We start from the raw sequence: 25,700 nt of genomic DNA on the forward strand, positions 1-25,700 counted from the left end.
GAATTACTTGGCAATACCAACGATTGTCTTGCCAATCATTGGTCACGCTGCTTATATTTTGGGAACAGTGACCATCAAGAGAATTCGAGGGAGATCATCGTGATCCAGGAACTGTCGTATATCGGAGTCGCGTCACCCAGAGCTGAGGACTGGAGAAGGTACGGAACGGGACTTCTGGGCGCGAAACTGTCACCAGACGGACCGGATGGCGCAATCCGGCTCGCAGTAGACGACGTCAACTATCGAATTGCCGTCCACCCCGGCAAGGTAGACGAATTCCTGTATGCCGGTTGGGCAATGGCCAATGAATCCGATCTTCACTCGTTTGCCGCACACCTCGACCGGAGCGGCATCACGCTGCACTACGGCAATCCCGACCTGCTCGCCGAGCGGCAAGTCGCCGAACTCGTGTGGTTCACCGACCCATGGGGAACTCGCCACGAAATCTCGTGGGGAAAGGCATCGACGCCACTGTCGTTCACACCGGGTCGTGTCATGCGCGGCGGATTCGTGACCGGAGATCAAGGCCTGGGCCACATCGTTTTACAGGTACCGAATATCGAGGAAGCCAACAAGTTCTATGTGGATGTGCTGGGATTTCGACTCTCGGACCGGGTCACCGACGATCAATTCACCGTGCGCTTCTATCACGTCAACGGACGTCATCATTCACTCGCGCTGGCCGAATATCCCGGCCACGTCGGCTTCAACCACCTCATGCTCGAAGTCGAATGCATGGACGATCTCGGACGCCTGATCGATCTTCTCGACAGCCACGACACCGAGGTCATGCAAACACTGGGGCGCCACACCAACGACCTGATGACATCGATCTACATCGGCAGCCCGTCCGGTCTCCAGATCGAGTACGGGTTCGGTGGACTCACCGTTGACGATCTGAGTTGGGTGGCAAGAACTTACAACCAACCGAGTTATTGGGGCCACAAGCGTCCAGCCAAGACGAGCAAAAGAATACCCGGAATCATCAGGCCTCTGACGGCCGCGCCGTCGGCCCCGTGAGCTTGGCGGATACGACCGTCAATGTCTCACGTTCCTGATCGGTCAACGACTCGAAAACCTCTTGTTCGACGGCGTCGAGGGCCTCATCGCCCTCGATCAACTTCGCTACTCCGGAGTCCGTGATCGAGACGACCTGCCTACGCCGATCAGATTGATCACGTTCGCGCACAACGTATCCTGACTCCTGCAGACTGTCGAGATAGGCAACTATGTCACCGGGGTCGACCACCACTCGGGAAGCAAGCTCCTTTTGATGGCATGGGCCGAGCTCGTCAAGTGTGCTGAGAATGGCGTGATGATTGGGCAGCAGTCCGGCGTGAGACAAGGCCTCTGCGTATGACTGCCTCACGCGGAGTGCGGCTTTGACCAAGCCGTACCCGATTCGACTCGAAAGCGGCCTGCCGGAGAGCGATGGCGTCGATTCGGTCGCAGGCATGGCCCCATTCTATGCAGGACTCGCAACATATATCGAAGGTGCCGTCGGCAGACCGTCCGCGTCGAACCGAACCGTGATCGGTTCGTCGACGGAGAAGTGCGCGGGAAGCAGAAGGAGTCCCTCCGACGCGCAGCGTTCGAGAAGTTCGCGGCGGGTGACCCTCGCGATCTCGGGATCCGCGTCGCCGCCCTGACTGAGGTCCGGGTACAGAAACTGGATCGGATGGTGGATCACGTCGCCGGAGATGACGGCGCCGCCGTCGGCAGTGCGAATCTCGATCACGATGTGGCCCGGAGTGTGGCCGGGCGCGCTGCGCACGACGACGCTTGTGCCTGCCGATTCGGCCAGGACGTGACCGTCGCCGACCGCCTCCCACTTCGCCCCGTCCAGAACGGGACGGACGCTGTCCTCGAAGGTCTGCGCGAGATCCGAGACCACTCCTTCGTGCGGACCGTCGGCGGCGAGTTGTTCGAGCGCGGCCAGTTCGGTGCGATCGAAAACGTAGGTCGCGCGGGGAAAGGTAGGCCGCCAGGTTTCGGCGTCGAGGGCGGTGTTCCAACCACAGTGGTCGGGGTGCAGATGTGTGCTGACCACCAGATCGACGTCGTCGACGGACACACCGGTGGCTGCGAAGCGGGAGAGGTAGTCGGTACCGAACATGTGATGCGGCAGGAGGTTCGGCCGGTGCTTGCTGTTGCCGTTGCCGGTGTCGACGACGATGGCTTTGCCGCCGATCTCCACCAGGTAGGTGTGGATGGCAAGTACGAGGTCACCGCTACCGGCGTCGAAGAACTCCGGTGTCAGCCGTGCCGACGCGTCCTCGATCTCCGCCTCACCCGCGTGCGGAAAAAGCTCTCGCGGCGGAAACGGCCAGTGTGCCAGCTCTGTCAGTTGGGTGACGCGCGCCGATCCGACGTCGATGGTGAAGCTCATCAGTGATTGCCTTCCGAACAGCTCGATACCGCTTGTAGGCACACACAAAGGCACCCACCGAAATGCTCGGTGGGTGCCTGTTCGGTGTCAATGGTTTTCGACGCCGGTGATCAAAGACTCTTCGCGATGATGCCCTTCATCACTTCGTTGGCGCCGGCGTAGATCTTCTGGACGCGGGAGTCCTCGTACATGCGCGCGATCGGGTACTCACGCATGTAGCCGTATCCGCCGTAGAGCTGCACGCACCGGTCGACGACGGCGCATTGCTGCTCGGTGAGCCAGTACTTGACCATCGCGGCGTCTGCGCCGTCCAGCTCGCCGTTGAGGTGATCCTCGATGCAGTTGTCGAGGAAGACACGGCAGGTGCGTGCGATCGTCTGGCACTCGGCCAGCTCGAAGGCGGTGTTCTGGAACTCGAAGAGGCTGTGCCCGAACGCTTGACGCGCCTTGGTGTACGCGACGGTCTCCTCGACGGCGCGCTCGATGGTGCCGATGGCCTGCGCGCCGATGATGAGGCGTTCCTGCACCAACTGTGCCATCAGCTGACCGAAACCGAGCCCCTCGGACTCACCGAGGAGGTTCGAGACGGGAACGCGGACATCGGTGAAGGACAGCTCGGACGTATCGGCGCCGTGCTGACCGACCTTGTCGAGGACGCGGCCGACGGCAAAGCCTTCGCAGTCACGCAGATCCACGATCAGGAGCGAGACACCCTTGGCGCCGGCCTTGGGATCGGTCTTGACGGCGAGCACGATCATGTCTGCGCTGCCACCGTTGGTGATGAAGGTCTTCGACCCGTTCACTACGTAGTGGTCACCGTCGCGGATCGCGGACGTGGTGATTGCCTTGAGGTCGGAACCTGTTCCCGGCTCGGTCATTCCGATCGCGCCGAGGATTTCACCCGTCGCCATCCCTGGCAGCCAGGCCTTCTTCTGCTCTTCGCTTCCGTACTCGAGCACGTAGTGGGCGACGATGCCACTGTGCACGGAGTTACCGAGTGCATAGTCACCGCAGTAGCCCTGCGCCTCGAAGACCGCGAGATCGTGTGCGAAAGTTCCACCGCCCCCGCCGTATTCCTCGGGAATCGAGCAGCACAGCAGGCCGAGCTTGCCGGCTTCGAGCCACACGGACCGGTCGACGCGATGCTGGGCGTCCCACTGCTCACGCTTGGCGATCAGTTCACGATCGAAGAAACCACGGGCCAGTTCGGCCACTGCCGTGATCTCGTCGTCGTGCCACGACGGCTTGCGCTTGGTCGCCATGATCAGACCCGCTTCAGCAGGGCAGCGAGTGCCTGTCCGCCGCCGATGCACATGGTGACGATGCCGAATTCGAGGTCGCGGCGGACCATGTCACGGGCGGCGCGCAGGGTCAGGATGGCTCCGGTGGCGCCGACCGGGTGTCCGAGGGCGATTGCTCCGCCGTACGGGTTGGTCTTCTCCGGATCCAGGCCACTGTCACGGATGACGGCGATGGCCTGCGAAGCGAACGCCTCGTTGACCTCGGCGGTGCCGATGTCGGACGGCTTCAATCCTGTTTGCGCAAAGAGCTTTTCGAGGGCGAGCACGGGCGCGTAGCCCATCAGGCCGGGCTCCATGGCTGCCGTCGTGACAGTTTCGAGCGTGACCATTCCGGTGAGGCCGCGCTTGGCTACCTCGGTGCCCGTCGCGAGGACGAGTGCGCCGGCGCCGTCGTTGATGCCCGACGCGTTACCGGCGGTGACGGATCCGCCCTCTTCGAATGCGGGGCGCAGCTTGGCGAGGGTTTCGACGGTGGTTCCGGGCTTGGGGTGTTCGTCCTCGGTGACGGTGACCGAGCGCCGGCCACCGGTCTCGACGGGAGTGATTTCCTCGGCGAATGCTGCCTTGGCTGCATCGGTTGCAGCGCGGCGCTGAGATTCGACGGCGAACTCGTCCTGCTGCTCGCGGCTGACGCCGTACTTGCGGGCGACGGCTTCGGCGGTGCGGCCCATGTGGGCTTTGCTGAACGGGTCGGTGAGCATGGCGACGGTGCCGTCGACGAGGCTGCGATCGCCGAGCTTGTAACCCGAGCGGGCGGCGAAGTCGTAGAAGGGCATGCGGGACATGCTCTCGTCACCGCCGGCGAGCGTGATGGCAGCTGCGCCCCAGCGCATCTGCATCGCCGCCGACCACACTGCCTGCAGGCCGCTGCCACAGAGGCGGTTGACGGTGTAGGCGGGGACGTTCTCGGGCAGTCCGGCGGCAATGCCGACGCGGCGTGCGTTGTAGGCGTCCGGGCCGACCTGGCCGATGCAGCCCATGACGACCTCGTCGATGTCTTCGGGTGCAACGCCGGCGCGGCTCAGCGCAGCCTTGGCTGCTGCGGCACCCAGCTCGTGCGCGGGTACGTCCTTGAAGACGCCGCCGAAGCTACCGACTGGAGTCCTGGCCCCGTCGACGATGACGATCGGTTCGGGTGTGGTCATGATTGTCCCCATCTGCTGTGCTCACGTCGATTTCTCTGTCCGTGGCCGATACTAGGACATCGAAGTATCTCGCAGATGGGGACGTTGGTGTCAGGGTGTGGGAGCGCTCTCGGCTACCGGCACGACCTCGGCTTCGGTGTCTTTGTGGTTCCGGTAGCGGTAGAGCCCGATACCCACGAGGATCGCTGCGAGTCCCAGGGACACGATCATCTGACTGCGCGTCGAGTCCAGGGTGAGCATGCCGATGCAGAGCGCGATGATGGCGGCGATCGTGGCGTAGGTCAGATACGGGAAGAACCACATCTTCAGCTCGAGTTCCTGGCCCGAGGCTTCGAGCTTGCGGCGGGTGCGCAGCTGAGACACCGAGATGACGAGCCAGACGAACAGCGCGATCGCTCCGGAGGAGTTGACCAGGAACAGGAAGACCTTGTCCGGGGAGAGGTAGTTCATGCCGACGGTCAGGAAGCCGACGATCGTCGAGACCAGGACGGCGCGCATCGGGACGCCGGTCTTCTCGATGCGTGAGAGCGACTTGGGGGCGTCGCCGCGGCCGGCGAGGGAGAAGATCATGCGGCTGGCGGTGTAGAGACCGGAGTTGAGGCAGGACAGAACCGACGTGAGGACGACGACGTCCATGATGTTGCCTGCGGCGGGAATGCCGTAGGAGTCCATGACGGCGACGTACGGGCTGAGCGCGACCGACGCACTGTCCCAGGGAAGCAGGGTGACGACCACCGCGATCGAGCCGATGTAGAAGATGAGAATTCGCCAGACGACGGACTTGACGGCAGCGCGAACGGCTTCGAGCGGGTTGGCCGATTCACCGGCGGCGATGGTGGCGATTTCGGCGCCGAAGAACGAGAACACGACCACGAGGACTGCGGCGAGCATGGCTCCCGTGCCGTTGGGCAGGAAACCGCCGTGACCGGTCAGGTTGGTCATTCCGGGTGCTTCGACGCCGGGCATCCAGCCGCAGATCGCCACGATGCCCATGCCGAGGAACGCGATGATGGCGACGACCTTGATGGAGGCGAACCAGAACTCGAACTCGCCGAACGACTTGACCGAGATGATGTTGGTCAGCGTCAGCACGATCATCAGAATCAAGGCCCAGGTCCACTGGGGAACGCCGGGAACCCAACGATTCATGATGAGAGCACCGGCGGTGGCCTCGATGCCGAGCACGATGATCCAGAACCATGCGTACAGCCAGCCGATCGAGAAGCCCGCCCAGCGGCCGATTGCCTTGTCGGCGTACGAGGAGAACGAGCCGGTTTCCGGCGACGCTGCCGACATCTCGCCGAGCATGCGCATCACGAGGATGACGACGACGCCGGCGAGCGCGTAGGAAATCAGGACACCCGGTCCTGTCTCCTGGATCGCCACACCGGAGCCGACGAACAGTCCGGCGCCGATGACGCCCGCGATCGCAATCATCGACAGATGCCGCTTCTTCAGCGTGTGCTGAAGTGCCGGCTGGTCTGTACTGGACATCAGTACTCCTTGTGGGCTGTTCGGGACGTGGATCTCGGTGACGCTCTTCTGGAGCGCATTTTCGATAGCGCCAGTGTCGGACCTTCGGCAAGCTCGCGTCAGGCTCCACTTTGTACAAACGTGACCGCAGGCACTACAAAGTGGCGAGTCCGAGGTGTCAGACTGGACCCATGCCCGTCACGCTCCGCCAGCTTTGTGCGACCGAACAGTTCGGCCTTCGCGTCCTGGCTGGGCACGACCAGCTCGACCGCACCCTGACCTGGGCACATGTCTCCGAACTTCCCGACCCGACGCCCTTCCTCGACGGCGGTGAACTGCTCCTCATCACCGGGGTGTCACTACCGACGACGGCCGCGGAAACGACCCGATTCGTACGGACCCTGGTGGCGGCCGGAATTGCCGGAATCGGTTTCGGAACCGGCCTCGGATACGAGCAGGCGCCACAGACTCTGGTGGATGCGGCCACCCGTTTCAGTGTGCCCCTTCTCGACGTCCCATTGCGAACACCTTTCATCGCCCTGACCAAAGCGGTGTCGAAGGCGCAATCCGACGACGACATGAAAGCGCTGCGCAGCAATTACCAAAGCCTGCGGCGGCTGCTTCAAGCTGCGGTGACGGTCAACGGCACCCGGGCAGTCGTACGACGGGTGGCGGAATTGATCGGCGGATGGGCGGCCCTGCTGGACTCCGCCGGCCATACCGTCGAGATCTCACACACCGCCGCGGCCGCAGGAATCGAGCGAACGGCCCCCGAGCGCGACGCCCGCCCGATGGAAGTCAGTTTCCTCACGAGCGAGAACGAGGACGTCATCTCCCACCCTCTGCTGACGTCGAGGGGAAAGCTGATGGGATATCTCGTTGCCGGCTGCCCCGGCGCCGTCGGTTCTCTGAATCAGGGCATCGTCATCGCAGCCGCGTCTCTGCTCACCTTGATGACGGCTCGAACCCGGGACGCGCAACTGACGATGAACCACCTGCGCACCGTTGCGATGCATCAGCTCTTCGAAGGCCAGAATGCGCTCGCCCGCAACATCTCCGGGGAATTGTGGGGAGGATTTCCGGTCGAGCCTTTCCAGGTCTTCCATGTGGCGGGCCCGAGCGGACTGCTCGAGAGCGTGTCCGTCTCACTGCTCGACGGCCTCAGCCGCGATCTGGCATTCGGCATCACCGACGGTGCGCTGATCGCCGTCGTCTCAGCCACGGACAGCGGGCGAATCCTCGCCCGTGTCAACGAAATCGACGTAACCGTCGGCGTGTCGGACATGTTGTGGTGGGACGATCTCTCGCGCGCCAGACGCCAAGCCGCGCAGGCAGCAGCCGAGGCCGGCGCCCGCAACCTGCCTTCGATGCGGTTCGCCGAACTCTCGGAGAGCGGATTGTCCGCGTTTCTCGATCAGGATCGCTCGACGGCATTCGCGGCGGCACACTTGCGCCCGCTTCTGGAAGCGAAGGGCGGTAGCGATCTCTACCGAACCTTGGCCATGTGGTTGGCACACAACGGGGTGGGCGACGCCGCGGCCACTGCACTCAACATTCACCGGCATACGTTGCGCAGCAGACTCGCTCGGATCGAGAGCCTTCTCCAGCTCGACCTCGGCTCCCCCACCGAACGTGCGGAGTTGTGGCTCGAGTACCGCCTGCTCGGTGACGCTCCAACCATCTGACCGTCAACCGATACAACACCCGAAGCGACCTGAAGGGCCCCCACCGGATTGCGGCGGAGACCCTTCAGAGTCGATACGTGCGAGTTTGTTACCGACCGACCTTCCCCTAGCTTCCGCCCGTCGGTATCCACTCGCGGAGCACGTTGGCATCAACTACCTGCGCACCCAAAACCTTTGTCCAGATGATGGTTCCGTTTTCGTAGACACGGAAAGTGCCTGCTTCGGAGGGCAACTGCATCTCCGGGCCGACAGGAGCACCGAGAGTGCCGGTTTCACCGCCGAGCTCCCGATACTTCTTCTCGATCTGCGTCTCCGTAACCGTACCCGATGGATCCTCGGATGGCGAATTGGATTCCGGCACTGTCGATTCCGAATCAGGCGCCACTACCACACCAGCCCCGTCACCAATGGTGAACCAGTCCGATTTGAGGCCGAGTTTCTGACGGAACTGAATACCGGTAGCGCCGACAGTTGCACCCGTACCGACTACCTCGACTGCCGTCACTCGCCCACCGTCGGTACCGAAGCCGTTGCGCGAGAGAATCTTGAGCGACTGCAGCTCGCCGACACCGAAAGCGTCCGCAATCTGCCCTGCGGTCAGATTCACGGTCCAGTCATGATTGGGAGACAGGGCGTCACCAAGATCCTCGACGGCCGGGAATTCACCGCCGGAGCTGTAACCTCCTGTGGACGAAGAGAATTCGGTGGCCACGATCTTGCCGTCACGCGACAGAACGGCGCCGGCGGTGGACCGAACGGCCTCGGTGGTGCGGGGATCTTCCTTACCTGCTCCCCCGTACACCTGGCAGTCCTGTGTATCGCAGGTGTCGGCGTACGAAGACCGATGTTCGGTTGCAGCGTACGAACGTGCTGCCACCGCTTGCGCCCGTAGTGCTTCGGCCCCACCGGAATCGGCCCATTCCGCCTTGGCCTCGACCGGCACCACGCCGAGCAGGTAGTCCTCCATGTCGAGAAGATTCACCGTCCGCGCCGAGCCGTTGTCGAGCACCACGCCGAGGGCACCTCTGTAGGGCGCGTCGTTGTCGCACAGCTTCAGGAACTGGTCGGCGGGTCGATCAGGACTGAGATCCACCGGATCCACCCACGGATGATCGGTGACCGCTTCCCAGACGACTCCGCCACCGCAACCACTGGTGACAACCACCTGTGCACCGCCGCCAGGCAGCGCGGTGAGATGGGCCGCCTCGCCGGGCGCGGTGCGCTGACCGTTGACCACGAGGCCGGCGTCGGAGTAGACGACGAGTGTCGAGTTGTCCTGAGCGGTCAGCCGCACACTCATCTGCGCGGGCGGCATGGAGTCCAGGACTGTTCCGCCGTAGTAGTGACTGAGGATTCGCTCGCCGGACCAGCCGTCGTTCTTGGCGTAACCGTAAGCGCCCCACTGACCCATTCCGCGGCCATGCCCGTTGCCGTGACCGGAGAGCGTGAATTGCGTGTCGGCGGCGACGGCGTGCAAAATCGACGGCTCGTCAGCACGGATTTGCGTGAAACCTCCGATCGCGACGCCGAGTGCGAGAGCTGGAACCAGCCCGAGGACCGAGACCCGCATCAGCGAGGTCCGCCTCCCGGGTCCGCCCACCAGAAAGCGACCTGCGCGACCGGATGCAGGCTTCTTACCTGCAGTTCCGCTTCTTCCGCTTCTCGCCATCAATGCTCTCCTCATCGCTACCGGCCTCACGAGTCCGCGAAGTCGGTACTCCGCGCGCAGGCCAGTCCACAACGATTTAACTAAAGTCTCACCCTAAGGTTGAGCGTTATGGACTTTTGTGACTAGTGTGGCAAGAGTGTTTGGAGTTAGCAACACCAGTCACACGAGTCACACCAGCATCACGAGTTGCAGACGTACGCGTCCGAAAACTGGAGTTCAACCCCAGAACATGGCATCCGACCTGCTCGGATCCGGTTTTGAAGGATTCCGTTCACGGCCGTCATCGGCCCTGAAGTTCGCTCGCAAGTAACTACAACCGAGGAGTAATCCCTTGCCACACCGTCGACCGAAGCCCTCGCTCGTACTCGGGGCTGTAGCCGCAGTGGCTGTCGCAAGTCCTTTTGCGGTCTACGGCCTCACGAGCACTACGTCCGATGTACGTTCCGCGAACGAGACGACGTCAGTAGCAGTGCCGACCCAGATCGCAGAGGTGCTCCTCGCGTCGGTGCCCGACATCATCATCCCGGTCAAGGAGCTGACCGGTCTCGATCTGCCCGACATCAACCTGGGCGATCTCAGAAACCTCAAGCTCCCGACCGAAATTCCGCTTCCGCCAGGGATCACGTTGCCGACCGAACTCTTCCCGGCACCCGCTGCTCCCGGCACTCCGACCGAAACCGCTCCGGTTCCTTCCGAGGAAGAGCCAGGCGCAGTGGTCAAGGAAGTCACCCGCGACACTCCGTTCAGCATGGTCGCGTTGACCTCGGACACGATCGCCTCGGCGCAGTCCAAGGTCCGCGCCCTGGCCGAAGACGGCACCTGGGGCCCGTGGTTCACCCCTGACGCCATCGACTCCGCCAGTTCGGATCAGGCCACCAACGCCGGTACCGCCACCGAACCCGTCTTCGTCGGCGCCACCAAGTCCATCCAGATCCTCACCCCGCAGGGCGTCGCGGCTCCCGCCGCCGAGGCTGTGCCGGCTCCCGCGCCGGAAGCTGTCCCCGCCCCCGCACCTGCTGAAGCGCCCGCCGAAGCACCTGCACCTGCTGAAGCACCTGCACCTGCTGAAGCACCGGTGCCTGCTGAAGCCCCCGCAGCCACCGGCGAACTCGGATACACCCCAGCTTCGGTGTCCAAGCCGCTTCGCCAGGCGACGACGGCAGCAGACGCCGTCACCGCCGTGTTGATCGATCCGGGCGCCAGCGAGGCAGACAGCAATCTGCAGGCCGTCGCAGCGCCGCTCGGCGGCAGCGGGCCTTCCGTCATCACCCGCGCACAGTGGGGAGCTGACGAGTCACTTCGCTGCGACTCCCCCACGTACGACGACTTCATCGGTGGCGCGACCGTTCACCACACCGCAGGTAGCAACAACTACACGAAGGCCGAATCGGCCGGAATCGTCCGCTCGATCTACGCCTACCACGCACAGACTCTCGGCTGGTGCGACGTCGGATACAACGTCCTCGTCGACAAGTACGGTCAGACCTTCGAAGGCCGCGCAGGCGGACTCGACAAGGCAGTTCAGGGTGCACACGCCGGCGGCTTCAACGAGAACACCACCGGTATCGCGATGATGGGCGACTACTCCACCGTCGAGCCTTCGCAGGCGACGCTGAACTCCGTCGGCAAGTTCCTCGGATGGAAGCTCGGCATGGCCGGCCTCGACCCGAAGGGCCGAACGACGATGTACTCCGAGGGCACCGAGTTCACGCCGTACCCGCAGGGCGCAGCAGTCGACCTGCCGATCATCTTCGCGCACCGCGACGTCGGAAACACCGCTTGCCCGGGTGATGCCGCGTACGCACACATGAACGACATCCGGAACATCGCGGCCGCGAATATCGGGGGAACGTTGAACCCCTCGAACCCCTCCAATCCGTCGACGCCTGCGCCCAAGCCGACCACTCCGGTCGACACGGTCACCGGTGGCACCGGTTCGTCGATCCCGGATCTGGTCACCCAGATTCTGCAGATCACCGACAATTCACCGCTCGCGCAGAAGTGGATCGCCGAAGGTGGCGAAATCGGCCGCCTCGGCCAGGCTCTGTCCGGAATTCTGCAGGCGAAGCTCGGCAACCAGGGTGCGCTGTTCCAGAACGGTGCTGTCTACACCTCACCGAACGGCGGAGTGTTCACCGTGCTCGGCGAGATCTTCAAGTCGTGGCAGAGCTTCGGTTCCGACGCGGGTGAACTCGGATTGCCGATCTCGGACGAGTACTCGATCCCGGACGGCTTGCGCAGTGACTTCGAGAACGGTTCGCTGATCTTCAACCAGATCACCGGCAGGGTCACGAAGGTCCTCAAGACCTACAACGAGACCTTTGCCCAGGAAATGGCCAACAGCGCGCCTGTCGGCTGACGCTCGAGCAGTACACGTCCTCGGGCGCTGGTGGGTTCTACGACCACCAGCGCTCGAGGACTTTTGCGACCCCGTTCTCCGAATTGGCGTCGGTGACCTCGTCGGCTGCGGCTTTGGCTTCGGGGTGAGCGTTACCCATGGCCACGCCGAGCCGCGCCAAGCCCAGCATCGGGATGTCGTTGGGCATGTCCCCGAAGGCCACCAGACCCGACAGGTCGAAGCCGAACCTTTCCGCCGCGGCAACCAGCCCCGACGCCTTCGTGATTCCCGGTGCCGAGAGTTCGATCAGTCCGTTCTCGGTGGAGTACGTCATGTCGGCGAGTGCACCGACGTGCGGAGCAAGAGCGTCGTACATTGCCGTGCTGGTCATGCCCGGGCGGCGAATCAGGAGTTTGACGGCCGGCGCTGCGAGCACTTCGTCCTCGGACATCTCGGTGTTGTCCGGGTTGAGCCAGGCGTGTTCGTAATCCGGTGAGCTGACGAACTGTGGAGTGGCGGCATCGTGTGCGCTCTCCCCCACCCGTTCCGCGGCCAGCCCCGCCCCGGGGAGCGCGACCAGAGCCAGCTCGGAGAGCTCGGTGAGTGCGTCGACCGACAAGGTCGCGGCGCTGAGGACGCGGTCGGCGTAACTGTCGTAGACAACAGCACCGTTTGCGCAGACCGCGAGTGGCGCGTATCCCAAACCTTCGACGACGGGCGAAATCCAACGCGGAGGACGCCCGGTTGCCAGCAGGAACGGCGTGCCGGATTCGACGACGGCATGCACGGCGGCGCGGGTGCGGGCACTGACCAACTCGTCGTGATCGATGAGGGTCCCGTCGACGTCGGAGGCGACCAAGGTCGGACGGTCAGGGCTGATACGACGGTCTGGGCTCACACCGCCATTGTGCCTGTTGGCTACGACGGTCTCGCTCAGCGCGCCCGCTTCGCGCGTTCCTGTGCGTCCATGGCTGCGGCTTCCTCGGGTGTCGGCGCGCCACCGCCGAGTCGACGAGGCACCCAGTACGCCCCGGGCTCGTGCACGAACCCGTCCTGAACGTGGCGCAGGATCGCATCCATCTCGATGCGCAGGATCTCGCTCAGCGCTTCGGCGGGTTCGACCGGATCGATCGGTGCACCCACCTCCACCGAGATCGGGAAATGATTGCGGCCCAGATTCTTCGGTCCGCCCTTGGTGACGATCCGCTGGGCGCCCCAGACGATCAGCGGAATGATCGGCACGCCGGCGTCGATGGCCATCCGAGCTGCGCCGGATTTCATTTCCTTGATCTCGAAGCTCCGGCTGATCGTCGCTTCCGGGTAGACGCCAACCAATTCGCCGCGCTCGAGGGCGTCGACTCCGGCTCGATACGCCTGCGCTCCGGCAGAGCGATCGACTTCGATGACGCCGCATCCACGCATGAGGAAGCCGAGTACCTTGTTGTCCGCAAGCTCAGCCTTGGCCATCACCCTCAGCTTGCGTTTTGCGGTCCCGACCGCCAGAGCCGCCGGGATGAAATCGAGGTAGCTCGTGTGGTTGATCGCGATGACGGCACCGCCGGACACCGGGACGTGCTCCGTCCCGGTGCGGGTGACTTTCACGCCCTGGAAACCGCTCAGACCACGCGCGACTACCTCGACGGCGGTGTAAACGGGTTCGAAGGACATGGGTCAGCCTTCGGACTTCCGTGCCTCGCGTGCTTTGGCTTTCGCCTCAGCCTCGTCGGCATCCATCTTGTCGGCCTGCTCGAGCGTCGGCGCGCTGCCACCGAGGCGGGCAGGCACCCAGTACTCGCCGGCCGGATGGTCGTAGCTCTTCTGCAGATCGAGTAGCAACTCCTGCATCGTCGACCGCAGCTTCGCCGTCAGCTCACTCGCCGGTTCGAAAGGCGCGATCGGCTCGCCGACGGCGATGGAGATCGGAGTGTTGGTGCGGCCCAAACGCTTCGGATAGCCCTTCGTCCAGACTCGCTGAGCGCCCCAGATGACGACGGGAACGATCGGCACTCCGGCCTCGATCGCCATCCGAGCGGCGCCGGACTTGAATTCCTTGATCTCGAAGCTCCGACTGATCGTGGCTTCGGGGTACACGCCCACCAATTCGCCGCGTTTCAGGAAATCGACGGCGGCCTTGTAGGAGTCGGCGCCTGCCCCGCGATCGACCGGGATGTGCTTGAGGGCCCGCATGATCGGTCCGGAAATCTTGTTGTCGAAGACTTCCTTCTTCGCCATGAACCGGATGTAGCGCTTGGGGGTCCGCGCCGGCAGTCCCGCATACGTGAAGTCCATGTATCCGGTGTGGTTGATCGCGATCACGGCGCCACCGGACGCCGGGATGTTCTGCTCTCCCTTGACGGAGAACTTCAGGCCCTCGAAAGCGAAGACGGTACGGGCGATGCCGATGACTGTTCTGTAAACGGGATCCACAGTTCGCTAGCGTAGACGGGAATCCGTGATCTGACCCGCAGCAGTTATGGGGTGGATGTTGGTCAGAATGTCGCAAAAGGGGCGTACGAACGAATGAAGTCGGCAGGACGAGCGGCAGTGGGGGCAGTCGCACTCGCCATGACGTTGGCGATAACCGCATGTGAGGACGACGGACGGACGGGAATCCTGACGGACGAACCGTCTCCGCCGACGACTGAAACCACGACGACAACCACTCTCGCGCCCACGACCACCACTGCCCCCGCCGCGCCGGTCGCGCCACCTCCGGTTGGTGACGTGCCCGGCAATCCGGCTGCTGCGCCGGCGCTGGCGGCCTGGGCGACAGACCTGGTGTCTTTGGACGTCGACGCGCTCACGAACGCATGCTGGACCATGCCGCCCACGACGATCGCCGACCGATACTCGGACGTGCCTGCCATCTTGACGGCCATCGCCGCGCCAGGTGTCGACGGCCAGTACGCGGTCACCTGGAGCGGCGGTGGACTCTCCGTCGCCGCCAAGCGCTCGGAGATCGCTTCCGGCTATGCGTGCCCGTTCGTCTTCCCTGCGGGGCAATCAAACTTCTACACTCCGGCCGACGCTTCCCACGCCGTCGTCAGGTTTCTCTCGCGCGCAACGGGGCGGCCGGTCAACACCCGTGACGTCGAGACGTTCTATCCGCTGATCTGCCCAGGCAACAGCCCGTGGGATCCGGATGGCACCGGCGCCACCGGCCAGCCTCCACTCAAGCTCGATCCGAATCAGCTGGCCGGTATCAAGTCTTTCGACGCCGACGCTGCAACAGTCACTCCGGTTCGAGGCGACTACGTCCGTGTCACGCTGCCCGTCACCGACGGGACGGGTAACTCACGCTCGATGCAGTTCACTCTGTCGATCGGCCCCGAGGGTTATTGCCTCGGGGCCGCGACCTGAACTGTTCCGGTCAGGAACCGAACGGAAGGAAATCGCTCGAACCAGCGCTGCCTGAACCGAGGCTGCCCGTGCCACCGCCGGTTGCGGCCTTGATCTGAATTGCCTGGGCCGTCGAGGTCGAGCCCGTGAATCCGGTTGCGCCACTGAAGATTGCCGAGATCGAGTGCGCACCAGTGGTGGTGAAGGTGTGGTTGAGCGCCGCAATCCCGTTGACCACTGCCACAGCGTCACCGATCGGTGTATCCCCATCCATGAACTGCACAGTTCCACCGTTCTGCACCGAGGTCACGGTCGCCGACAGGGTCACCGACTTGTTCACGACGGCATCGGTAGGCACCGTCACCACAGTCTCTGTGGTGACATCCGAAGGTGCAGGGTCCGCAACGTTCACCGTCCGGGCCGGAGCCGAGGACCCGACTACGCCGGTTCCACCCGAGTACACCGCCGTGATGCTGTGCGCTCCGGCGGAGGTAAACGTATGCGATAGACCAGCGACTCCGGCCGTCACCGCTTCAGGACCGCCGATTGCGACGCCACCGTCGTAGAACTGCACGGTACCGACACCGACAGCGTCATCCGACGAAGTGCGGACGGTGGCCCACAAGTCGGTTGCCACACCAGTTTTGGCGTCAGTGGGGATATTCAGTTCGACTACGGATTCCTGATCGGAAACACTGACCTGAATGGACTTCGCACTCGCAACCGAGTTCTTGAATCCGGAGCCAGCGGTGAAGTCCGCGGTGATGCTCTGAGCACCAGCAACATCGAACGCATGCGACAGAGTCGCGGTCCCACCGGCAACCGTCACCGGGGAACCGATTGCCGTGCCGTTCGACTTGAACTGCACCGTGCCCACTGCGTTGTTCGGAGCCACGGTAGCGGTCAGATCAACCGCGCTGCCCGTGATCGCCGTCGCCGGAACCGACAACGACGTCGTCGTCTCGACATCGGCCGGAGCCGGATCGGACACCGTCACCGTCTGAGCCGACGCCGACGAACTCACAAACCCAGCGCCAGCGGTGAAATCAGCGGTAACACTCTGAGCACCAGCAACATCGAAGGAATGCGACAGAGTCGCCGTCCCACCGGCAACCGTCACCGGGGAACCGATCGCAGTGCCGTTCGACTTGAACTGCACCGTGCCCACTGCGTTGTTCGGAGCCACGGTAGCGGTCAGATCAACCGCGCTGCCCGTGATCGCCGTCGCCGGAACCGAGAGCGACGTCGTGGTCTCGACATCGACCGGAGCCGGATCAGAGACCGTCACCGTCTGCGCAGATGCCGAGGAGTTGACAAATCCTGCAACAGCGGTGAAGTCAGCCGTAACACTCTGAGCACCAGCAACATCGAACACATGCGACAGAGTCGCAACACCCGAGGAGACTGTCACCGGGGAACCGATAGCCGTGCCGTTCGACTTGAACTGCACCGTACCGACCGCATTGTTCGGAGCAACCGTCGCCGTCAGATCAACCGCCGTACCCGTGATCGCCGTAGCCGGAACCGACAGCGACGTCGTCGTCTCGACATCCACCGGAGCCGGATCAGAGACCGTCACCGTCTGAGCCGCCGCCGACGAACTGACGAAGCCAGCACCGGCGGTGAAGTCAGCCGTAACACTCTGCGCACCAGCAACATCGAAGGTGTGCGACAGAGTCGCGGTCCCACCGGACACCGTCACCGGGGAACCGATTGCCGTGCCGTTCGACTTGAACTGCACCGTGCCGACAGCGTTGTTCGGAGCAACCGTCGCGGTCAGATCAACCGCCGTACCCGTGATCGCTGTCGCCGGAACCGACAACGACGTCGTGGTCTCCACGTCCACCGGAGCCGGATCAGACACCGTCACCGTCTGCGCCGCCGCCGACGAACTCACAAACCCAGCGCCAGCGGTGAAATCAGCGGTAACACTCTGCGCACCAGCAACATCGAACGCATGGCTCAACGTCGCAACACCCGCGGTCACTGTAACCGGAGAACCGATCGCCGCACCGTTCGACTTGAACTGCACCGAACCCACAGCATTCGAGGGAGCCACTGTCGCCGTCAGATCAACCGCACTACCCGTAACTGCCGTAGCCGGAACCTGAAGCGTCGTGGTTGTGCTCTGCGCTGAGCTCGAGATCTCAATGGACTGAGCCTGAGAACTCGAACCGCCGAAACCTGCAGTGCCGGAATAGACCGCGGTGATCGAGTGTGTTCCCGTCGCGGTGAACGTATGATCCAGGGTCGCTGCTCCGGCAGTCACCGCGATGGATCCGCCGATGTCCACGCCACCGTCCTTGAACTGGACCGTTCCACCTTCGGCTGCCGGTGCAATGTTTGCGGTCAGCGCGACCGAGGTCTGCTCGACAGCGCTGCTCGGCACCGTGAGCGACGTGGTCGTCTGCACATCGGCAGCAGCCACACTGACTGTGTGCGCCGCCGATGTGGAGGTCAGGAACTCGAGAACTCCGTCGTACACAGCGGTGATGGAGTGATCTCCCGCCGCGGTGAATGTATGAGGCAGTGTGGCAACGCCATTGACAACGGTCACGGGGGCGCCGATGTCAGTCCCGCCGTCCTTGAACTGAACGGTGCCGCCTGTCGGTGCCGGGGAGACCTGCGCAACCAAATTCGTCGATTGACCGATCGTTGCCGACCCGCCGGACGTCACTGCCGTCGTGGTCCCGGCTTGCGCGACGATGTTGACGGTGGCCAACGCCTGACCACCCGCATTCAATCCCGCGCTGCGTGAATCATGCGGTGAGCAGTTGTATCTCTCCCAGTATGCGACGGTGAAGAAGTCCTTCTCGCGCTGCAAGAAGGTGAAGGCATTTTTCGGAGAATCAAAGGATCCCGAATTGCCATCCGTCACCCTTAACTTCGGCTGCACAGTGCTACCCGCACCACCGGCAATCACCGTCACATCGATCGCCGGCAACCGGAATGTCTTTCCAGCCTCCGCGCCGATGCCGCCATCATCGTTCTTACTTGTGCTCGGACCGTTTCCACCGCCGCCGTTGGAGTCAGCGGTCTGGTTGTTCCCAGCAATACGCAAGTGAGTACCTGCAGCATCCGGCGAACCACCGTCGTTGATTCGAATCACCGAGGGCGCCGCACCCGACAAATTCGACGACGTACCCGCCACTACCTGAGCGTCAACCAAAGACACCCCCGCAGGAATGTCGAAGTCGTACTTCATCCGTGTCCACCTGATCGCCGAACGCCCCGCATGACCACTCGTGGGAACAGTCATCGCGCCTGGCTGAACTCGGTAGGTGAACGTCGACCCCGCCACGACCTTCTCCGGAGCCGAGATCGTCACGCCCGTGGAGTGGAATTCGTCGGAGATGCTGCCCAAGCCAGGATGCTCGTAACCATCGCAACCCAGCTTGAACCCGATCGAGTTCTCCACTGCGGGAGATGACGTCGGAGCTGCCGAAGCAACACCGCCGGCCACCAGCACGCCACCGACCAACGCCGCCACCACAACCGCGGAACTTCTTCTCACCAACACGAACTCTCCTCAGCTAGCAACAGACGTGGATCGGGAACCGCACGGAAGGAGGTCACTCGAACAGGGCGGAATCGGAATGGAGCTGGACGCTCGTACAGTACCCGTCAAAAGTAGTACTTGTATCAGTAATTTCAGACAAATATTCGCGAATTGCCGGTAGTTCCGCTAACGACCAATCATCGATTCGCGAAGAGCGATGCCCCTTGCACCCGTGGGTGCAAGGGGCATCACGTCATCGGAGAATCAAGAACCGAACGGCAGCGACAACGATCCGAGCGAACCGAAGTCACCGCCCCCGTTACCGACGTTCACAACCGACGCAGTCGACGTGGAACCCGTAACGCCCTGGGCTCCGCTGTAGACCGCGGTGATCGAATGGTTGCCCGTCGTGGTGAAGGTGTGGCTCAACACAGCCTGCCCACCGACAACATCGACGGCAGCACCGATCGGAGTCGTTCCGTCGAAGAACTGGACGGTTCCCGACGTCGCGCCGGAAGAACTGACCACAGCCTTCAGCTGCACCGACGTGCCGACCTTTGCCGAAGACGGAGCCGTCAACGACGTGGAACTCTCGACATCCGACGGAGTCGGAACGGTGACATTGACGTCGACGGATTCCGCAGTGGACGACGTGAACACACCGGATCCACTGAATACAGCCGTGACTGCAAAGGTGCCTTCAGCTCCGAACACGTGCGGGAGCTTGGCAACTCCGTCCACAACCGCGACCGGGGCGCCCTGATCGACTCCACCGATCTTGAACTGGACCGTTCCGCCGGATGGCACCAGAGCGTCCGAGGGATCTTCGGACACTGTCGCGAAGAGATCGACGGGGAGTCCGACCTTGGCTTCACCCTGAACGCTCAGAACCGTCTTCGTCGCTTTGTCGACCGGAGTCGGATCGGAGACCGTCACCGTCTGAGCCGCCGCCGAGGAACTCACAAACCCAGCGCCAGCGGTGAAATCAGCCGTAACACTCTGAGCACCAGCAACATCGAACGCATGCGACAGAGTCGCCGTCCCACCGGAAACCGTCACCGGAGTGCCGATCGCCGTGCCGTTCGACTTGAACTGCACCGTACCCACAGCATTGGAGGGAGCAACCGTGGCCGTCAGATCAACCGCGCTGCCCGTGATCGCTGTCGCCGGAACCGAGAGCGACGTCGTCGTCTCCACATCGACCGGAGCCGGATCGGAGACCGTCACCGTCTGAGCTGCCGCCGACGAACTCACGAAACCTGCACCGGCGGTGAAGTCAGCGGTAACGCTCTGCGCGCCAGCAACATCGAACGCATGGCTCAATGTCGCAACGCCGCCAGTCACCGTGACAGGGAAACCGATAGCCGTGCCGTTCGACTTGAACTGCACCGTACCGACAGCGTTGTTCGGAGCAACGGTAGCCGTCAGATCAACCGCCGTTGCCCGTGATGGCAGTCGCCGGAACCGAGAGCGACGTCGTGGTCTCCACGTCCACCGGAGCCGGATCGGAAACCGTCACCGTCTGAGCCGACGCCGACGAACTCACAAAGCCAGCGCCAGCGGTGAAGTCAGCCGTAACACTCTGAGCACCAGCAACATCGAACGCATGGCTCAATGTCGCAACGCCGCCAGTCACCGTGACAGGGGAACCGATAGCCGTGCCGTTCGCCTTGAACTGCACCGTACCGACGGCGTTGTTCGGAGCAACGGTAGCGGTCAGATCAACCGCGCTGCCCGTGATCGCTGTCGCCGGAACCGAGAGCGACGTCGTGGTCTCCACATCGACCGGAGCCGGATCGGACACCGTCACCGTCTGAGCCGCCGCCGACGAACTCACAAACCCAGCGCCAGCGGTGAAGTCAGCCGTAACACTCTGAGCACCAGCAACATCGAACGCATGGCTCAACGTCGCAACACCGCCAGTCACCGTGACAGGGGAACCGATAGCCGTGCCGTTCGACTTGAACTGCACCGTGCCGACCGCATTGTTCGGAGCAACGGTAGCCGTCAGATCAACCGCCGTACCCGTGATGGCAGTCGCCGGAACCGACAGCGACGTCGTCGTCTCCACATCGACCGGAGCCGGATCGGAGACCGTCACCGTCTGAGCCGACGCCGACGAACTCACAAAGCCAGCGCCAGCGGTGAAATCAGCCGTAACACTCTGTACACCAGCAACATCGAAGGAATGCGACAGAGTCGCAACACCCGAGGAGACTGTCACCGGGGAACCGATCGCCGTGCCGTTCGACTTGAACTGCACCGTACCGACCGCATTGTTCGGAGCAACGGTAGCCGTCAGATCAACCGCCGTACCCGTGATGGCAGTCGCCGGAACCGACAGCGACGTCGTCGTCTCCACATCGACCGGAGCCGAAGCAATGCTGATTGTCGCGAGCGGACCTGCACCAGCGTTGAGAGCGCTACCCTTCGCATCTCGAGGCGTGCATCTGGTCGGGGCCCATTGCGTGCCGAGGAGACTCGCTTTTGCAAGCTGTGTATTGAAATTCTTGTCGTTGCCGTATGTAGCAGCATCACCGGCAGTTCTGACCTTCGGCTGAATCACACCGGATGCGCCGGCGATCATCGTAATATCGATTGCAGGCATCCTGAACCAACTGTCACCGTTGGTGTTGGTGCTGCCGTCGAGGTTCTTTTTCGTCTTGGGTGCGCGGATCCCACCCTCGCTGTTCGTGCTGGTACTGGGACTGTTTCCGATCACCTCGTTGTTACCCGAGATTCGGAGATATGGACCCGCCGCGTCAGGGCTTCCAGCCTCGTTGATGCGGATGACACTGGGGGCGACGTTCTCCAAGTTGAACGAGGTTCCGGGCACGATCGCCGCACTGATGAAGGTGGCATTTGCCGGGACATCGAAATCGTTCTTCAAGCGCGACAAATTGGTTGTTGTGGCGCCCGAATCCGAGTTCGGAAAGGACTGGCCATTGGATTGCATTCGGATGGTGAAGGTTTCACCCGGAGCAACTGATGTGGGGGCATCCACGGTGACAAAACTCGTAGTCACTTTGTCGACAGTGATGAGTGCTTTCGCCTGGCATGAGGTGGAGAAGTTGAATTGGCTTTGAACTGCTGAGGCTGGGGACCCGATCAGCAGCATTCCGGCAACCATGGCGGTTCCGGTTATGGGCACGGCGAATCGCCGCAACTGAGAGATTTGGGGCATGGGCACTTCCTTCGGAAGGGCAAACATGAGCAGTGGATTCGGACAAAACGTGTGCGCGCCGTCACAACATAACGAAAAAACTAGTACGTGTACTACTTTTGGCAAGACACTTGTCCAATTCACCCCGGACTCACCCTCGTATCACCAGACGCGGGATGGAAAAGCAGGGTATGGAAACCCGATTGAACGCAAAACTATCGCCAAAGCGGCCTATCGACAACGCTTTTGGTGGCCACCACGCCCATCGGCGGGAAAAAGTTGATTTTCCGTCAGTTCGGAAAAAGTTCCAAACCTACCAGTACGAAAGTACGAATCAGGGCCGCGACGGAGTCCGCCGCGGCCCTGATTGTGTTGTTCAGTGTGTCAGCGAAGCACATCCGTGCCGACAAACGGCACCAATGCCTCGGGCACTCGCACCGAGCCGTCGGCCTGCTGATGGTTCTCGAGAATCGACACGATCCAGCGCGTCGTGGCCAGGGTGCCGTTGAGAGTGGCGGCCGTCTGCGGCTTGCCGTTCTCGTCGCGGTACCGAACTCCGAGGCGACGGGCCTGGAAGGTCGTGCAGTTGGACGTCGATGTCAGCTCGCGGTAGGTGCCCTGCGTCGGAACCCACGCCTCGCAGTCGAACTTACGCGCGGCCGAAGAACCGAGGTCTCCGCCGGCGACGTCGATCACGCGGTACGGAACGTCGATGGCGGCCAACATGTCTCGCTCCCAGCCGAGCAGACGCTGGTGTTCTGCGTCGGCATCCTCTGGACGGCAGTACGTGAACATCTCGACCTTGTCGAACTGATGGACACGGATGATGCCGCGGGTGTCCTTGCCATAGCTGCCGGCCTCGCGGCGGAAGCACGAGGACCAACCGGCGTAGCGCTTCGGGCCTTCGTTCAGTTCGAGGATCTCGCCCGAGTGGTAGCCGGCCATGGGCACCTCGGAAGTTCCGACGAGGTACAGGTCGTCATCCTGCAGGTGGTAGATCTCGTCCGAGTGAGCACCGAGGAAGCCGGTACCCGCCATGATTTCCGGGCGTACCAGCACCGGCGGAATCATCATCGTGAATCCGTTGGCGATCGCCTTCTGCGCCGCCAACTGCAGCAGTCCGAGCTGGAGCATGGCTCCGTAGCCGGTCATGAAGTAGAAGCGCGAACCCGAAACCTTGGCGCCGCGTTCCATGTCGATCAGGCCGAGCGACTCACCCAGCTCGAGGTGATCCTTCGGCTCGAAGTCGAAGCTCGGAATCTCCCCGACGTGTTCGAGCACGATGTAGTCGTCCTCGCCTCCGGCCGGCGCACCTTCTTGTACGACGTTGGAAATCGCGCGGTGTGCGGCGTCGAGCGCGGCCTGCGCTTCGTGCTGCGCGGCCTCGGCTTCCTTGACCTTGGCTGCCAGTTCCTTGGAACCCTCGAGCAGCGCGGGGCGCTCCTCCGGAGATGCCTGGCCGACCTTCTTGCCGAAGGCCTTCTGCTCTGCGCGGAGGTTGTCTCCGGTCAGGACGGCAGCGCGTCGGGACGCATCGGCTTCGAGCAGAGCATCGACCAGTCCTGGATCTTCTCCACGGGTGCGCTGCGACTCGCGGACGATTTCGGGGTTCTCACGGAGAAACTTGAGGTCAATCACGACTTCGAACTTTACCCACTCACCGCAGCTCGCCGACGGTCACGTCCACGTCGGAGAGGGGGAGATCACGATTCGAGCAGACTCAGGTAGTCCTCGCGTCCGAACATCCGAGCCGCGTCGACGGCAGTCGGGTGTCCACCTTTCGGGTCGGCTCCCCCGCTCACCAGCGCTTTCACCACCGCGTCCTCGCCCTTGAAGACGGCTCCGGCGAGGGGTGTCTGGTTCTTGTCGTTGGGCCGGTTGACGTCGGCACCGCGCTCGATCAAGGCAATGACGGCGTCAGCGTGACCGTGGTACGCCGCCAACATGACGAGCGTGTCGCCACTCTCGTTGGTCAGATTGACGGGAACTCCGGCATCGACGTACGACGCCAAGCCGGCCGCGTCGCCGGTCCGTGCCATGTCGAAGAGCCGGCCCGCCAGCTCGACAGCCTCGGGATCGAGTGGGGTGTTTTCGCTCATGACTACAAAATACTCACAGACGCGTTTGTGAGTTTTGTAGTGAAGGTTCGATATCGCCACGGCAACAGGCATGATGGAATCGATGTCCGAAGACAAGATCGAGAATTCGCCAGATCCGGCAGATCCCCAGGGGACGCCGGCGAAGAAAACTGTCTCAGCGAGTCGCACCCGTCGGGTCCTGGCTGCCGTGGCGGTAGGTGCGGTGGTCGCCGCGATCGCAACGATCGCGATTTCCGGTGGATTGAACAAGGACGAATCGTCCTCGGTCAGTGTCAGTGGTGGCGGTCCAGCAGCGACGGGATCCACTCGCGACGACGCCTTCACCGCGGCGGCCGCCGGCGACTGCCTCAACTGGACGCCTGCGACCGAGTCGGGCGGAGACCGCACGGACATGTCGAAGGTTCAGTGCGGAACTGAACACCGCTTCGAGGTAGCCGGACCACTCGACCTGTCGGTCTTCCCCGGCGCCGAGTTCGGCCCCGGTTCCCGGTACCCGGGCGCCCTTCGATTCGCCGAACTCCGCGACGAGCACTGCACACCCATCGTCATGTCCTACCTCGATTCGAAATTCGATCCCAAGGGCAAGTTCAGCGTCGGCCTGATGTTCCCGAGCGAATCGGGTTGGGCTTCGGGCGAGCGCGCACTGCGTTGCGGCTTGCAGTTCTCGACAACAACCGGCGAACTTCAACCGTTCGTGGGCCGCGTGGCGGACCAGGACCAGTCGAACGTGTGGGACGTCGGCACGTGCATCGGCATCAACCAGAACCTACCGACCGATCCGGTCGACTGCGCGAAACCCCATGCATACGAGGTCATTTCGGTTATCGACCTCGGCACTCAATTCCCGGGCGCAATGCCGTCGGTCGAAGATCAGGACCGTTACCTCGAGGGCGTCTGCACTCAGGCGTCCAACGAGTACCTGGGTTCCGCAGACGCACTTCGCGACAAGACGCTGACGCTGTTCTGGGACAACATTTCACTGGAAAGCTGGTTGGCCGGTAGCCGCCGCGTCAATTGTTCGATCGGCAAAGAGGTCGAAACCGGCGGGTTCGCCGCGATCACCGGAAGCGCAAAGGGCGACATCCTGATCAACGGCGCCGCCCCGGTCCCGCCACCCGCTGCACCGGAAGGTCGGTCGTTGCCGACGCCGTTGCCCGGCGCAGCTCCCCCGTCGTAAGCCATGACGGTGACTATGACGCCCGACCGGTTCGAGGAACTGGTCGGCGAAGCACTCGATCTGATTCCGCCTGAACTTGCCAAGGCCATCGACAACGTCGTGGTGCTTGTCGAAGCACGTGACGAGGAAGAACCGGGGCTGCTCGGGTTGTATCAGGGCGTCGCCCTGACCGAGCGCGATTCTCACTACGGCGGGTACCTGCCGGACACTGTCACCATTTACCGCGATTCGATACTCGACATCTGCGCATCGGAGGACGAGGTTGTTCACGAGGTTGCAGTGACCGTCATCCACGAGATCGCGCATTACTTCGGAATCGAAGAAGACAGGTTGCACGAACTCGGCTGGGGCTGATCTCAAAGTCGTCCGATTTCGGGGGAACCGAAAGCGGCCGGTATGCATCAAACTATGTGCGGGGGGGAT

Annotated in this window: 20 protein-coding genes; 6 read left to right on the top strand and 14 right to left on the bottom strand. The window is 62.9% G+C overall.

Features of this window, described 5'->3' with window-relative positions:
* Positions 1-99: 99 nt before the first annotated feature.
* On the top strand, positions 100-1,020 hold the full coding sequence (locus DBV08_RS06120) for a VOC family protein (RefSeq protein WP_172436510.1): 921 nt from the start codon (positions 100-102) through the stop codon (positions 1,018-1,020).
* Here the strand turns inward: DBV08_RS06120 and DBV08_RS06125 are convergent.
* The 5 genes from DBV08_RS06125 to DBV08_RS06145 form a co-directional block, all read right to left on the bottom strand.
* On the bottom strand, positions 986-1,456 hold the full coding sequence (locus tag DBV08_RS06125; protein WP_095969481.1) for a MarR family winged helix-turn-helix transcriptional regulator: 471 nt from the start codon (positions 1,454-1,456) through the stop codon (positions 986-988). The two genes, DBV08_RS06120 and DBV08_RS06125, sit on opposite strands and share 35 nt — an antisense overlap.
* 9 nt (positions 1,457-1,465) lie before the next feature.
* On the bottom strand, positions 1,466-2,389 hold the full coding sequence (locus DBV08_RS06130) for an MBL fold metallo-hydrolase (RefSeq protein ID WP_095969480.1): 924 nt from the start codon (positions 2,387-2,389) through the stop codon (positions 1,466-1,468).
* A 110-nt stretch (positions 2,390-2,499) separates the two neighbouring features.
* Entirely contained in the window at positions 2,500-3,651 is a 1,152-nt protein-coding gene (locus tag DBV08_RS06135; protein WP_007731824.1) for an acyl-CoA dehydrogenase family protein, read from the bottom strand.
* A gap of 2 nt (positions 3,652-3,653) precedes the next feature.
* Positions 3,654-4,835 (bottom strand): thiolase family protein, encoded by a 1,182-nt coding sequence (locus DBV08_RS06140; RefSeq protein WP_124566859.1) that lies wholly within the window; start codon positions 4,833-4,835, stop codon positions 3,654-3,656.
* Positions 4,836-4,925: 90 nt separating this feature from the next.
* Positions 4,926-6,329 carry an amino acid permease gene (locus tag DBV08_RS06145; RefSeq protein WP_095969479.1) on the bottom strand — a complete coding sequence of 468 codons (1,404 nt, stop codon included), beginning with the start codon at positions 6,327-6,329 and terminating at the stop codon, positions 4,926-4,928.
* A 170-nt stretch (positions 6,330-6,499) separates the two neighbouring features.
* Here DBV08_RS06145 and DBV08_RS06150 point away from each other — a divergent pair, with 170 nt between their 5' ends.
* Positions 6,500-7,993, top strand: a complete 1,494-nt coding sequence (locus tag DBV08_RS06150; RefSeq protein ID WP_124566860.1) for a PucR family transcriptional regulator — start codon at positions 6,500-6,502, stop codon at positions 7,991-7,993.
* A gap of 106 nt (positions 7,994-8,099) precedes the next feature.
* Here the strand turns inward: DBV08_RS06150 and DBV08_RS06155 are convergent, their stop codons facing one another.
* The gene (locus tag DBV08_RS06155) at positions 8,100-9,662 is read right to left on the bottom strand and encodes a SpoIID/LytB domain-containing protein (protein WP_124566861.1); all 1,563 of its coding nucleotides are present in this window, start codon (positions 9,660-9,662) and stop codon (positions 8,100-8,102) included.
* 331 nt (positions 9,663-9,993) lie between these two features.
* On the opposite strand from DBV08_RS06155, the gene DBV08_RS06160 reads away from it, so the two are divergent.
* Positions 9,994-12,021: an N-acetylmuramoyl-L-alanine amidase gene (locus tag DBV08_RS06160; RefSeq protein ID WP_124566862.1), complete on the top strand. Its 2,028-nt coding sequence runs from the start codon at positions 9,994-9,996 to the stop codon at positions 12,019-12,021.
* Positions 12,022-12,058: 37 nt separating this feature from the next.
* Here the strand turns inward: DBV08_RS06160 and DBV08_RS06165 are convergent, their stop codons facing one another.
* Genes DBV08_RS06165 through DBV08_RS06175 form a run of 3 tightly spaced genes read right to left on the bottom strand, consistent with a single transcriptional unit; the run spans position 12,059 to position 14,427 of the window.
* A complete protein-coding gene (locus DBV08_RS06165) occupies positions 12,059-12,880 on the bottom strand; it encodes an HAD family hydrolase (protein ID WP_095969678.1) in 822 nt (273 codons plus the stop codon).
* Between the two features lie 53 nt (positions 12,881-12,933).
* Complete coding sequence (locus tag DBV08_RS06170) at positions 12,934-13,668, bottom strand: 1-acyl-sn-glycerol-3-phosphate acyltransferase (protein ID WP_095969475.1); 735 nt, start codon at positions 13,666-13,668, stop codon at positions 12,934-12,936.
* A 3-nt stretch (positions 13,669-13,671) separates the two neighbouring features.
* Positions 13,672-14,427, bottom strand: coding sequence for a 1-acyl-sn-glycerol-3-phosphate acyltransferase (locus DBV08_RS06175; protein WP_042921233.1), 756 nt, complete (start codon positions 14,425-14,427; stop codon positions 13,672-13,674).
* Between the two features lie 93 nt (positions 14,428-14,520).
* Between DBV08_RS06175 and DBV08_RS06180 the strand changes: the two genes are divergently transcribed.
* Complete coding sequence (locus DBV08_RS06180; protein ID WP_124566863.1) at positions 14,521-15,360, top strand: hypothetical protein; 840 nt, start codon at positions 14,521-14,523, stop codon at positions 15,358-15,360.
* 10 nt (positions 15,361-15,370) lie between these two features.
* Here DBV08_RS06180 and DBV08_RS06185 read toward each other — a convergent pair whose 3' ends face one another.
* From DBV08_RS06185 to DBV08_RS06200, 5 genes are all read right to left on the bottom strand, one after another.
* A complete protein-coding gene (locus DBV08_RS06185) occupies positions 15,371-18,853 on the bottom strand; it encodes an Ig-like domain-containing protein (protein WP_124566864.1) in 3,483 nt (1,160 codons plus the stop codon).
* Positions 18,854-19,102: 249 nt separating this feature from the next.
* A complete protein-coding gene (locus DBV08_RS32770) occupies positions 19,103-20,227 on the bottom strand; it encodes an Ig-like domain-containing protein (protein WP_260395331.1) in 1,125 nt (374 codons plus the stop codon).
* 40 nt (positions 20,228-20,267) lie between these two features.
* Positions 20,268-22,022, bottom strand: a complete 1,755-nt coding sequence (locus DBV08_RS32775) for an Ig-like domain-containing protein (protein ID WP_260395332.1) — start codon at positions 22,020-22,022, stop codon at positions 20,268-20,270.
* A gap of 363 nt (positions 22,023-22,385) precedes the next feature.
* Entirely contained in the window at positions 22,386-23,639 is a 1,254-nt protein-coding gene (gene serS, locus DBV08_RS06195; protein ID WP_095969471.1) for a serine--tRNA ligase, read from the bottom strand.
* Between the two features lie 65 nt (positions 23,640-23,704).
* A complete protein-coding gene (locus tag DBV08_RS06200; protein WP_095969677.1) occupies positions 23,705-24,100 on the bottom strand; it encodes an ankyrin repeat domain-containing protein in 396 nt (131 codons plus the stop codon).
* 70 nt (positions 24,101-24,170) lie between these two features.
* Here DBV08_RS06200 and DBV08_RS06205 point away from each other — a divergent pair, with 70 nt between their 5' ends.
* Complete coding sequence (locus DBV08_RS06205; protein WP_124566865.1) at positions 24,171-25,277, top strand: septum formation family protein; 1,107 nt, start codon at positions 24,171-24,173, stop codon at positions 25,275-25,277.
* Between the two features lie 3 nt (positions 25,278-25,280).
* Positions 25,281-25,631 carry a metallopeptidase family protein gene (locus DBV08_RS06210; protein WP_124566866.1) on the top strand — a complete coding sequence of 117 codons (351 nt, stop codon included), beginning with the start codon at positions 25,281-25,283 and terminating at the stop codon, positions 25,629-25,631.
* Positions 25,632-25,700: the final 69 nt, after the last annotated feature.

The sequence above is a fragment of the Rhodococcus sp. KBW08 genome (assembly GCF_003852455.1).
GTDB classification, from domain to species: domain Bacteria; phylum Actinomycetota; class Actinomycetes; order Mycobacteriales; family Mycobacteriaceae; genus Rhodococcus_F; species Rhodococcus_F baikonurensis.